We start from the raw sequence: 11,665 nt of genomic DNA, 5'->3' as shown, positions 1-11,665 counted from the left end.
ATCGAGCAGGGGAGGTCGTCGTTCGAAAACTCAGGAATCTTCGTAGGGATGTCCGCTACGCAGTCCGATACGGCGGCCAATCGCGCCCAGCGCGGCCAGAGGAGCGCTGAGCATGCGGTGTTGTGACGCGGTCGCAAAATCGAATTCCTCGCGATAGGCGTCCAGCAGCACCGCCATCTGCAGCGGGTTTCGGGGAAGTCCCGCGGCATTGGCCTTGCCCTCGGATGCCAGCAGACAGAACATTGCAAAGAATTCCTCGGAGTGCAGTGCGGGGCTCAGCCGCACGATCGCATGTGCGGGCTCCCCGGCATTGCCCCATCGGTGTGCGGTACCCGGCGGAATGACGCCAACTTCGCCAGGACCCAGCACCGTTCGCTTGTCACCTTTTACCAAGTCAAGACGCCCGACAACCGTGGTGAAGCGCTCTTCCTGATTCGGATGGCGGTGGGCGGCCGCCACCCGCGCGCCCGGTGCCAAGTACAGATCAAACTCGCAGTATTCCCCACCCGTTGACACTCGCGTCGCCCGCCAGACAAATCGTTCGCCGGAGCGGGCATTGACCATCTCTTCTCCAATTTGCACCATGTTCCGAGACTAGACTCACTGCCACCCCAAGGCCATGGCCACGGTGATTTCAGTGCCCGCGTCTTGCCCCGATCCGGGGGCAGGCTCGATGCGCCTCGACTGGCTGATATATATGCCTTCGGAGTTGACCGGCAAACCCACGTCTATCCCGCGGGTCCCTATTCCGGCCTAAACGCGGGACTCGGCAGCGGACATCGCATAAAGGGCATTGGCGTCGGCGCCTCGCGCCCCAAGCAGCAAAGCGCCGACGTCAATGTTTCCCCCCTGCCGTCGGGAACCGGTGGCCCGGTCCCGGCACATTTAGACTTGCCCGATGTCCTGGGTAATCCAGAACTCCGCGCCCGTTGGATCCTTCAGCGCTGCATTGCGCCCGAACGGCGTATCTTCCGCAGGCTGGATGACCTCGCCACCCAAAGCCAAGGTCTTTTCGATGATGGCGTCGGCGTTCTCAACCGCGAAGTACACATGCCAGCTGGCCGGTGCGCCCGCGGGCAGGAACGAACTGGCATCCATGATTCCTGCCTTGGAATCATCCCCGGCGCCGAGTGTGGTGTATCGGAATTCATCGGTGTCGCCCACCACCGCGGTGTCCCAGCCGAAGACGTCCTCATAGAACTTCACGGTCGGGGCAAAGTCCCGGGTAAAAAGTTCGTGCCAGGCGGGTGCACCGTTTTCGGCAACCACTTCGTATCCGGTGTGTCCGCCAAACTCCCAGATCCCCACCGCCGCGCCTCCGGCGTCCCCGAACATCGCCATCTTGCCCTGCTCGGGAACCTCCATGGGCGGCAGGTAGACCTGCCCGCCGTGCTCGGCCGCCGCCTTCGTTGCGGCGTCAATGTCATCCACCCGCAGATAGGTGGTCCAGACATCCGGGGACCCGGAGGTACCGTCGTTGTTCATGATCCCGGCTACCATCTTCCCGTCCTTGGAAGCGGTGATGTAGCCGCCATACAGTTCTGCATCCCCGGCCTCGTAGGTCCAGCCGAAGAGCTCGGTGTAGAACGCCTGGGATTTCTCCGGGGCGGAGGTCAGCAGGTCGATCCAGCAGGGAGCGCCGACGGTGAGTTCCGGCTTGGGCATGGTGCCTCCAACGCAATGAATGAGGGTGTGTAACGTGGGTCCAGGCGTGAGTCTATGCCCGCGGTGGCGACACATCAATGGGCTGAAGCCACGTACCGGGCAGTAAGTAGGATGGAGCGTCGGTCCGTCTCATCCGCCGCCCTGGCACCGTGGCCCCGGCGGACCGGAATTCTTCCTCGAACCCACACCCCCCGACGTCCGGACAAACAGGGTTACGCCGAGGCGTACATCCATGTACGTCATGCCGTACTATGAATTACCCGCTGTTTTCACCCACCGACACACCGCCCCGCATAGGACCTCAATGACGAATCCTTCCCGCACCCGCGCCTTCACCTCCTGGCGCCGCCGGCTGTCCGCGGCCCTGGCCTGCCTGGCACTTGCAGCAACGCTTTCCGGGTGCGACTCCCCCGGGGCCATTTCCGGGCAGGACGACTCCGACCGCCCGGTGGTGCTGACCACCTTCACCGTGCTGGCCGACATCGCCAGGAACGTTGGCGGGGACAAGATCACCGTCGAGTCGATCACCAAGGCAGGTGCCGAGATCCACGGCTATGAACCCACGCCGCAGGACATCGCCAAGGCCTCGCGCGCGCATCTGATCCTGGACAACGGGTTGAACCTCGAGGCCTGGTTCGAGCAGTTCATCGTCGAACTCGACGTGCCGCACGTGGTGGTCAGCGAAGGCGTCGAGGTCATGGACATCTCCGAGGACGCCAATGCCGGCCTGCCCAACCCGCACGCCTGGATGAGCCCGGTCAACGTGAAAATATACGTGGAAAACATCCGCGACGCCTTTATCGAACTCGACCCGGAAAACCGCGAATACTACACCCGGAACGCCACTGCCTACAACGCGGAGCTGGAAACGCTGGAGAAGAACCTGGTCCAGGGACTCTCCGGGCTCAAGGAGAATGAGCGTGCTCTGGTGACCTGCGAGGGCGCCTTCTCCTATCTGGCCCGCGACGCAGGCCTGACCGAAAAGTACATCTGGGCGGTGAACGCCGAGCAGCAGGCCACCCCGCGGCAGATCGCCTCGGCCATCGAGTTCGTCAAGGACAATGAGGTGCCCGCGGTGTTCTGCGAATCCACCGTCTCCGATGCCCCGATGCAACAGGTCGTGCAGGGCTCGGGAAGCACCTATGGCGGCACCCTGTTCGTCGACTCGCTCTCCGAGGCCGATGGCCCGGTGCCCACCTATCTCGATCTCATCCGGCACGACACCGACGTGATCCTTCAGGCCCTGACCGGGGAAAAGCCATGAGCGCCCTGGCCGTCACCGTCCAGGACCTCACCGTGCGCTACGGGGACGTCCTGGCCCTGAAGGATGCCAGCCTGGAATTGAAGAACTCGCGCATCTGTGGCCTGGTGGGCATGAACGGTTCGGGAAAATCGACGCTGTTCAAGGCCATCATGGGCCTGGTCAAGCCGGACTCCGGGACGGTGCGCGTCAACGGCGGCACTCCCGCCCAGGCCCGCAAGTCGGCGGCCATCGGCTACGTGCCGCAAAGCGAAGACGTCGACTGGGCCTTCCCGGTCTCGGTGCACGACGTGGTCATGATGGGCCGCTACGGGCACATGGGTTTCACCCGCCGCCCCTCCAAGGCCGACAAGCTGGCGGTCGACGAGGCCCTTGAACGCGTGGAACTCACCGATTACGCCCAAAGGCAGATCGGGCAGCTCTCCGGCGGGCAGAAAAAGCGCGCCTTCGTGGCCCGCGGCATCGCCCAGGACGCCACGATCCTGCTGCTGGATGAACCGTTCGCCGGGGTCGACAAGCGCTCCGAGGCCACGATCACCCGGCTGCTGCGCGAGCAGGCACGGGCAGGGGCGGCGATCCTAATCTCCACCCATGACTTGCACGCCCTGCCCGAACTGGCCGACGAGGCCGTGCTGTTGATGCAGCGGGTGCTGATGCACGGGGATCCCAAGACGGTCCTGCGGCCCGAAAACCTTGCCCTGGCCTTCGGGCTTGACGTGCTGGGACGGGGGGACGCAGCATGAACCTCCTCGACTTGCTCCTCGAGCCGCTGGGCTACGGCTTCATGATCAACGCCCTGGCCACGGCGGTGACCGCCGCTGCCGTCTGCGCGGTGCTCTCCTGCTGGCTGGTGCTCATCGGCTGGTCGCTGATGGGCGATGCCGTCTCCCACGCGGTACTCCCGGGCGTCGTGCTGGCCTACGTGTTCTCGGTGCCCTTCGCGATCGGCGCGCTGCTCTTCGGTTTCCTTGCCGTGGCACTGATCGGGGCGGTGCGCGACACCAGCCGCATCAAGGAGGACGCGGCCATCGGCATTGTCTTCTCCACGCTCTTTGCCCTGGGCCTGGTGCTGATCTCCGTCACCCCCTCGCAGACCGACCTGGGCCACATCATCTTCGGAAACCTTCTGGGGGTTTCCAAGCCCGAGCTCATCCAGATCGTCATCCTGGGCGTGCTGGCCCTGGGTGCGTTGCTGCTCAAGCGCCGGGACTTCACGCTCTTTGCCTTCGATGCGACCCACGCCCACGCCATCGGCCTGAATCCGCGCCTGCTGGGTGCTGCGCTGCTGGGCCTGCTGGCACTGACCTCGGTGGTGGCGCTCCAGGCGGTGGGCGTCATCCTGGTGGTCGCCATGCTGATCATCCCCGGCGCCACGGCGCATCTGCTCACCGACAGGTTCGGACGAATGCTGGTCATCGCCCCGGCGGTCTCAGTCGCCTGTGCGGTCATCGGGCTGTACATCAGCTACTACCTGGACACGGCCTCGGGCGGCATGATCGTGCTGACCCAGGGAGCGGTGTTCGCGCTGGTCTACCTCTTCAGCCCCACCCAAGGGCTGCTTGGACGCCGCATCTCCAGATCGGCGCGCCGCCTGCGCACCCCCAAGTAATACCCGTCCACCCGAAGCGGCGGACACCAGGCCGTTTGGGGCGTCGCCCGTCCCGACAGGATTTCCACCAGGTACAAAAGAAGCCGATGTTGCGCTGCAACATCGGCTTCTTTTGTGTTTGCTGTGGGTGCGGAGACGGGGGGTGTTACTCGGCCAGCGTGTGCGATTCGGTCGCGCTGCGCTCGATCGTCTCCACCTTTTCGTCGGACGGATCCTGTGCCTGCGCACCGAGGTGGCCGCGGGTGAGCTTGTTCATGATCAGTGCGATGGCGCCGTCGCCGGTCACGTTGGTTGCCGTGCCGAAGCTGTCCAGCGCGATGTATGCGGCGAACATCAGGCCAACCTCGACCTCGCCGAAGCCGAGCATCTGGGCCAGCAGGCCGGCCGCGGCGGCGATCGCGCCGCCGGGAACGCCCGGGGCGGCGATCATCATGACACCGAGCATCAGGATGAACGGGAGGTACGCGCCAAAGGTGACGTCACCGCCGGTGAGCAGCAGCACCGCGATCGAGAAGCAGGTGATCTTGACCATCGAGCCGGAGAGGTGGATCGTGGCGCACAGCGGGATCACGAAACCGGCCACCGAGTCGGAGACGCCGTTCTTCTTGGTTGAGGCCAGCGTGACCGGAATCGTCGCGGCCGAGGAGGAGGTGCCCAGCGCGGTGAAGTAGGCATCGCGCATGCGCCACAGTGCCTTGAGCGGGTTTTGCCCCGTCATCGATCCGGCCACGGAGTACTGCACCAGCAGCACGACAAACGTCAGGGCAAAGGATACGAGGGCCACGAGCAGGAACTTGGTGACCACGGCGACGGCGGCACCGCTGGCCGAGAGGTCCATGAAGATTCCGAAGATGAACAGCGGCAATGCGGGGACGATGATGCGGCGGATCACGGATTCGATGATCGTGCGGAATTCGACGGCTCCGCGGAAGAGCACCTTGGAATGGAACGCGGTCAGGCCCACGCCGATCACGAAGGCGAGCACGAGTGCGCTCATCACGCCGATGACCGGCTCAAGCACGATCTCGGTGGCCGAGTCGCCGGCACTGGCCACCAGCGTGATGTAGGGGGTGAAGCCCGAATCGGATTCTTCGCCCAAGGCCTCGAGGCCGCCGCCCGACAAGGACGGAGTGAACAGCCAGCGGCTCACGAAGTAGGCGAGCAGTCCGGCGAGGATCGTGGAGCCGTAGGCGATGGCGGCGGTGATCCCGAGCCATTTGCCGGCACCCTTGCCGAGTTCGGCGATTGCCGGTGCGACCAGGCCCAGGATGATCAGCGGCACGATGAAGCCGAGGAAACCCGAGAAAATCGAGTTGTAGGTCAGGAATGCCCCACCGAGCCAAGCCGGCATGATCGGCCCAGTCAGTATGCCCAGGACAATGGCCAGGAGAATCCAGCCAAGCAGGGGAATCGATTTGAGCAGCTTCATGGGGGGTCCTTAAGTCGACGGGGTCGGGTCGCACGGCGATGCGCAAGCTGGTTTGTGGCGCAGCCCACGCCTCAGCCATATTAGACGCTGTGAGCCATTCCTCGAAATCAGTCGCTTTGACTCAAGATTAGTGCTCGCAAGAATCCTTGCGTGCCTCAGTTAATTTGCTCGCCAAATGGAACGTCAACGCCCTGGGCCCGCGTCTTGGCCCGGTTAATGAGCTGGTTCCGGTTGGTCTTGAGGCTGCGGGTGATGACCGTCGGGTTCAGGAACCGTTGGATAGCCGCGAGCGCCTCGGTATGGAACTGGCTTATGGCCTCGTGCTCCAGCAGCCGCTGGTACGCCGTGCGCACCTTATCGCAGGCGCCTTTCCGGCGGCTCGATAGCGCCGTGGTATGAGACCGACAGTGATTTTTCCTGCGTGTTCACCGGCACCGGACCTATGCTTAAGTTGACGCTTGTCCGTACCGCCGAAGGAGATCTCGGATGTCGCGCATCATTTCGACCGGAATGGCCAAGACCGGCCTCCTGCTCGGCTACAAAGTCGCCCGCGATACGGGCAACCGTCAGGCAGGTGGTGCCGTTTTGGCGGCATGCGGCCTGGCCGCCTTCACCGTCTGGAAAAACGACGCCGGCACGGCACGGGCGGCCGCCCTCACTTGCACGTACATCGCGGCATTCGTTGCGTCCCACCCACTGGCCAAAAAGATCGGTGCCTGGCCGGCAGTATTCACCGTCACCGGGGTCGCAGCGCTGGCCTCGATGATCTTTGGCGGACACCGCAAGGAATCCTAGTTCTACCTTCGCGCCAGTTCCGGTCCTTTTATACGCCGCCTGGAACTTTCAGGGATACCGCCCACAAAATGGCTAAGCGTAGTCAAGATGTCGTTGAAAGGGACCGGGAAGTCTATTCGGCGATGCGGCAGCCCCGCTGGGCGGTCAAGGATCCCGTCCGGAGGAACCTGCCATGCATGTCTTGATCATGTCGTTCGGGACCCGCGGCGACATCCAGCCCTACGCCGCCCTCGCCGGCGCGCTCGCCCGCGCCGGGCACGACGTCACCCTCGCCGTCCCCGAGGGGTTCGCGGATCTGATCCCGCACAGCGGTCCCGGGACCATCACGCACCAGCCCGCCGGCTCCACGATGCTGCGCCTACTCCAGGAAGTCATGCCGGATCTGAGTGGACCCCTGGATGCGTGGCGAACGCTGGGGATCATGAGCACCGCGATGCGCGAGCTGAACGCGGAGTGTTGGGCTGCCGCGCAGGCGGCGCACCCGGACGTTGTCGTGTACCACCCCAAGTGTCTTGCCGGGCAGCACATCGCCGAGGCGCTGGGCGTGCCCGGCGTGCTGTCGCTCCCGCTGCCGTTTTTCACCCCAACGCGTGCGCACGCGATGCCGTTCTTCGGCGGCGCCTCCTTCGGTGCGTGGGGAAATCGCGCGACCTACGGGTTCAGGCGGATGGCCGGTGTCATGTATGGCGGCATGGTCAACGACTTCCGGCGCGAGGTCGGTCTGGGTCGCATCGGCCACCTCGCGGACCCGCTCAGGAATTCGGACGGCAGCTCGGTCCACGTCATGTACCCGTACAGCAGGCACGTTCTGCCGGTCCCCGCGGACTACCCGCCTTCGGCCCACGTCACTGGGTACTGGTTCCTGGATGACGTCGACGGCGCCGCCTGGGAGCCGCCGGCGCACCTGGCGGACTTCCTCGCGGCAGGTGAGCCTCCGGTCTATGTCGGGTTCGGCTCCATGGGCTTCGGCAAGGGAGCGAACGAGCGCCGAGACACCATCCTGGCCGCACTGCGGGTCCACGGCCTGCGCGGGATCATCGCGACCGGCTGGGGAGGCATCACTCCCGGCGAGGCCGGGACCGAGGACGTGCTGGTCATCGAGGGCGCGCCCCACGCGTGGCTCTTCCCGCGAGTCGCGGCAGTCGTGCACCACGGCGGCGCGGGCTCGACCGCGGCCGGACTGCGGGCGGGTCGCCCGACGCTGGTCGTGCCGTTCCCTGGGGACCAGCCATTCTGGGGAACGCGGGTCCATGCGCTCGGCGTCGGCCCCGCCCCGCTCCCGGCCAGGGACCTGGGCACGGGCCTGGCCAGCAGTCTCGGCGCCCTCGTCCACACCGACTCCTATACCTCCCGCGCCGATGAGGTGGGTGCCGCCATCCGCGCTGAAAACGGTCTCGTCGTCGGCGTGCACGTCCTGGAACAGATCACGGGAGTGACAGCCGTCGGCCAATAGGCCATCCCACGGCGATCACCCGGGTGGTCGCGACCACAGCCGGTCTTCCCCGGAGGTGCAGTACCCATGGAGCGTGTCTGCTTCGTCTTGGAAATCGAGCAAGGCACGCATAACATCTGGCCAGCTGCCCAACTCGTATTCGTTCCACCATTCGACACACACCCGGCAGAAGCGCTACCGGACTTCAGTGCTGAATCTTCTCACGGGCGCCACCCTCCCGTGGAATACGGTCCTCCTCGACCGGGCGATCGCCATCTTGATTCAGTAAGGCAACGCCATGAACCCTGATTTGCCGCGATTCCTATCGCTTTGGAGATGCGAACATCAATCACCGGCGACCATTCCTTGCCATACAACATCAAGATCAAGCCCGACAATTGCAGGCCGCCAGGTAAGCCGCCCCGGAGCGACATCGACGGCGAAGCCAGGACCCTGGCAGCGCGTGGTGCCGCTGCCCTTCTAGCCGCGCGAGACGTGCAGCGCCTCGGTGGCCTGGCGTCCCAGGCTGATGGTGCCGGTTCCGTCGGCGACCTGCAGCAGCACCGCATCGGAGAACGGGGCTGCCTCGGTGATGACCAGGTCCACCCCGGGCACAACACCCTGCGCGCTGAGGTACTGCAGCAACGCCGGGTCCTCGTCATTGATCCGCTCCACGGTGACCCGGACGCCGGGCTCCACGGTGCTCAGCAATACGGCGTCAGGCCTGGTCAGCACCCCGTCGGCACTGGGGATCGGGTCCCCGTGCGGATCGCGGTCGGGGTGGCCCAGGAAGGCATCAAGGCGTTCGACCATGAAGTCGCTCATGGCGTGCTCGAGGTTTTCGGCTTCGTCGTGGACCTGGTCCCAGTTGTAGGCCAGGGTCTGGACCAGGAAGGTTTCCAGCAGCCGGTGCCGGCGCACCATGTCCAGTGCGTACTTTCTGCCCACTTCGGTCAGCTCGACGGCACCGTAGCGGGCGTGGCTGACCAGGCCCTGCGCGGTCAGCTTGCGCACCGCATCGGAGACCGAGGAGACCTTCAGCCCGGATTTCTGTGCGATGTCTGTTGCGGTGACGGGATCGTCCGACCATTCGGAGAGCCCCCAAATGACCTTCAAATAGTTTTGCGTGCTGATGGAAAGATCCGAAACCGACATGTGTACGAGTCTACAGAGCGCACCCGCACACCGGTTTCCGGCCCGGGTGTGACATCGCCTGGATCCGGCCCCGCTCGAGGCGGTCGCGGAAGTTCAAAATGCCGTACAGGGGGCTTGGCGCTTGCGCGTGCCCGGAGGCTCCCGCCCATGCGAACGGCCCGGTCGCTTGACCGGGCCGTTCGCGTACATGGACCGGGGTCCGGGTCGCCGTGTACCGCGCGGTTACGCCTGGCCGGCGACCCCGGCCTTGTCCTCGACGTATCGGCCGGTACGGGCCATCATGATGCCGCCCAGAGACATCGGGATGAAGGTTGCCACGTACACCCACAGCGGGACGGTCCAGCCACCGGTGGTGGAGAAGAGCCAACCACCCAGCAGCGGGCCAAGGGTGCCGAAGAGGTAGCCGACGCCCATCGCGAATCCTGCCATGGCCGCGGACCCCGCGGTGGTGCGGCTGCGCAGGTTGAACATCGCGATCGCCAGCGGGAAGGCTCCTCCGGCGAGACCTGCCACCAGGGCGGCGAGCCACAGCGGGCCGATTCCGGTCAGCATCAGCAGGTAGCCCAGCGGGCCGGCCGCCGACAGGATCACCGCGAGGATCGCCGGGTTGCGCATCTTGTTGGCGATCAGCGGGGTGATCACCGCCATCGGGAGGGTCATGAACGTGTAGACGGAAAACGCCGTGGCGGCCGATCCCTTGTCCAGCCCGAAGCCCTGCTGCATGATCGTGGGCAGCCAGGCCAGCATGGCATAGATGTTCAGCGAGGCCATGGCGTAGAACAGTGCGGTTCCGACGGCGACGGGGCTGGCGACCAAGCGGCCCAGGCCCAGACCCGTTCCGGCCGCCGCACCGGCCGTGGCACTCTGCGCCGCGGTGGGGGCACCGCTGCGGCGTTCCTTCAGAAGCACCAGCGTCCAGGGCAGGACGGCGACCAGTGAGAGCACGCCCCACGAGGCGAGCGAGAACTGCCAGCCGCCGGCATTGGCCAGCGGGAGCGCCGTCATGGCCGGCAGCGTTGCCCCGGCCTGCATCAGCAGGGCGAAGACGGTGACCATGGAGGCCTGGCGGTCGGGGAAGTGCTTCTTGACCAGCGGGGCGCCAGCCACGTTGCCGAAGCCCATGCCCAGCAGGGCCACGAACGTCAGGGCCATGAAGATCGCGGGGCTGTCGCTGAAGGGACGCACCATGGTGCCGACGGCGGCCAGGATCACGGCGATCAGGGCGGTTGCCTCCAGCCCGATCTTGCGCACAATGACCGGGGCCAGGAAGCCGCCGATGCCGAAGCTCAGCGTGGGCAGCATGCCGATGAAGGTGGCCCCGGCGGTGCCGATGCCCAGTTCGCCGGTGACGGTGGTCAGCAGTGGCGAGAGCCCGGTGACCGCGTAGCGCAGGCCGATGCCCAGCAGCAGCAGCCCAACGATGATGATGATGCGGCCCTTCCACAGCCCGGGGCGGGGGTTGCCCGCGCCTGCGGCCTGTGCAAGGTTTTCGCCGAAAGTGTTACTTGTGGTGGACATGTCCGGTTCTGCGATTCAGCTAGTGGTTCAGATTGCCTAGGAGTGCTTCGAGTCGCCGTCGATCGGGAACATCTGTCCCGAGATCGTGCGGGCGTGCGGGCCGGCCAGGAAGAGGGCCAGCTGGGCGATGTCGTTGGGGTCGATGAACTTGCGGATCGACTGGTTGTCCAGCGCCTTGTTGGTTTCTTCCTCCACCGTGGTGCCGTTGGCCTCGGCGCGGCCTGCCAATACGCTGCCCATGCGCGGGCCCTCGACGGCTCCGGGGTGGATGGTGTTGGCGGTGATGCCGAAATCGCCCAGTTCCAGGGCGAGCGTCTTGGCAAAGCCGACCAGTCCCCACTTGGTCGTGGCGTAGGCGATGCGGTTCGGGTAGCCGAAGCGGCCGGCCAGCGAGGACATCACCAGGATGGAGCCCGCGTCGGATTCCTTGAGCAGCGGGATGGCGCGCTGGGTGACCATGAGGGTGCCTGTGAGGTTGATGTTCACGACGGCGGCCCAGGTGTCGATCGGGTAGTCGTTGGCCGGGGCGGTGGCTCCGGCGATGCCGGCGTTGTTGACGAGCACATCCAGGCCGCCAAGCTGTTCCTCGATGTCCTTGAAGAGCACCTCGAGGTCCTCGGCCTTGCTGATGTCGCCGACCGAACCGGTGGTGTTCTCGTTTTCCGCGACGATCGCCGCGACGGCCTCGGCGTTGACGTCGGCGATGTGGACGCGGGCGCCGTTGGCAACGAAAGCCTTGGCGATGGCCAGTCCGATTCCGCCGGCTCCGGCGGTGATGAGTACACGCTGTGACATGATTTC

12 protein-coding genes are annotated in these 11,665 nt (G+C 65.4%); 5 read left to right on the top strand and 7 right to left on the bottom strand.

Translation table 11 applies throughout. From position 1 onward, the window contains the following. Positions 1-30: 30 nt before the first annotated feature. Complete coding sequence (locus Q2T94_RS11105; protein WP_302264343.1) at positions 31-564, bottom strand: cupin domain-containing protein; 534 nt, start codon at positions 562-564, stop codon at positions 31-33. 321 nt (positions 565-885) lie between these two features. Further along, positions 886-1,665 (bottom strand): VOC family protein, encoded by a 780-nt coding sequence (locus Q2T94_RS11100; protein WP_302264342.1) that lies wholly within the window; start codon positions 1,663-1,665, stop codon positions 886-888. A gap of 304 nt (positions 1,666-1,969) precedes the next feature. Here Q2T94_RS11100 and Q2T94_RS11095 point away from each other — a divergent pair, with 304 nt between their 5' ends. Genes Q2T94_RS11095 through Q2T94_RS11085 form a run of 3 tightly spaced genes read left to right on the top strand, consistent with a single transcriptional unit; the run spans position 1,970 to position 4,535 of the window. After that, entirely contained in the window at positions 1,970-2,929 is a 960-nt protein-coding gene (locus tag Q2T94_RS11095; protein WP_302264340.1) for a metal ABC transporter substrate-binding protein, read from the top strand. After that, the gene (locus Q2T94_RS11090; RefSeq protein ID WP_302264338.1) at positions 2,926-3,669 is read left to right on the top strand and encodes a metal ABC transporter ATP-binding protein; all 744 of its coding nucleotides are present in this window, start codon (positions 2,926-2,928) and stop codon (positions 3,667-3,669) included. The genes Q2T94_RS11095 and Q2T94_RS11090 overlap by 4 nt, the downstream gene beginning before the upstream one ends. Beyond that, the gene (locus tag Q2T94_RS11085; protein ID WP_264269551.1) at positions 3,666-4,535 is read left to right on the top strand and encodes a metal ABC transporter permease; all 870 of its coding nucleotides are present in this window, start codon (positions 3,666-3,668) and stop codon (positions 4,533-4,535) included. Before Q2T94_RS11090 ends, Q2T94_RS11085 begins: the two co-directional genes overlap by 4 nt. Before the next feature lie 145 nt (positions 4,536-4,680). Here the strand turns inward: Q2T94_RS11085 and Q2T94_RS11080 are convergent, their stop codons facing one another. Next, on the bottom strand, positions 4,681-5,964 hold the full coding sequence (locus tag Q2T94_RS11080) for a dicarboxylate/amino acid:cation symporter (RefSeq protein ID WP_264269552.1): 1,284 nt from the start codon (positions 5,962-5,964) through the stop codon (positions 4,681-4,683). A gap of 155 nt (positions 5,965-6,119) precedes the next feature. Further along, complete coding sequence (locus tag Q2T94_RS11075; protein WP_264269553.1) at positions 6,120-6,317, bottom strand: hypothetical protein; 198 nt, start codon at positions 6,315-6,317, stop codon at positions 6,120-6,122. Positions 6,318-6,450: 133 nt separating this feature from the next. Between Q2T94_RS11075 and Q2T94_RS11070 the strand changes: the two genes are divergently transcribed. Together Q2T94_RS11070 and Q2T94_RS11065 are read left to right on the top strand one after the other, a co-directional pair. Continuing rightward, the gene (locus tag Q2T94_RS11070) at positions 6,451-6,759 is read left to right on the top strand and encodes a hypothetical protein (protein WP_264269554.1); all 309 of its coding nucleotides are present in this window, start codon (positions 6,451-6,453) and stop codon (positions 6,757-6,759) included. A 172-nt stretch (positions 6,760-6,931) separates the two neighbouring features. Continuing rightward, on the top strand, positions 6,932-8,212 hold the full coding sequence (locus Q2T94_RS11065; RefSeq protein WP_302264333.1) for a glycosyltransferase: 1,281 nt from the start codon (positions 6,932-6,934) through the stop codon (positions 8,210-8,212). Positions 8,213-8,671: 459 nt separating this feature from the next. Here the strand turns inward: Q2T94_RS11065 and Q2T94_RS11060 are convergent, their stop codons facing one another. The 3 genes from Q2T94_RS11060 to Q2T94_RS11050 all read right to left on the bottom strand — a co-directional run bounded on the left by Q2T94_RS11060 (position 8,672) and on the right by Q2T94_RS11050 (position 11,659). Further along, positions 8,672-9,346 carry a metal-dependent transcriptional regulator gene (locus Q2T94_RS11060; RefSeq protein WP_264269556.1) on the bottom strand — a complete coding sequence of 225 codons (675 nt, stop codon included), beginning with the start codon at positions 9,344-9,346 and terminating at the stop codon, positions 8,672-8,674. Positions 9,347-9,568: 222 nt separating this feature from the next. After that, complete coding sequence (locus Q2T94_RS11055) at positions 9,569-10,864, bottom strand: MFS transporter (protein ID WP_264269557.1); 1,296 nt, start codon at positions 10,862-10,864, stop codon at positions 9,569-9,571. 36 nt (positions 10,865-10,900) lie between these two features. Further along, positions 10,901-11,659, bottom strand: coding sequence for an SDR family oxidoreductase (locus Q2T94_RS11050; protein ID WP_302264331.1), 759 nt, complete (start codon positions 11,657-11,659; stop codon positions 10,901-10,903). Between the last annotated feature and the right edge of the window lie 6 nt (positions 11,660-11,665).

Source organism: Paeniglutamicibacter sulfureus (assembly GCF_030512175.1).
GTDB classification, from domain to species: Bacteria; Actinomycetota; Actinomycetes; order Actinomycetales; family Micrococcaceae; genus Paeniglutamicibacter; species Paeniglutamicibacter sulfureus.
The sequence above is the reverse complement of the archived record's forward strand: the minus strand, read 5'-3'. Positions and strand labels throughout refer to the sequence as shown.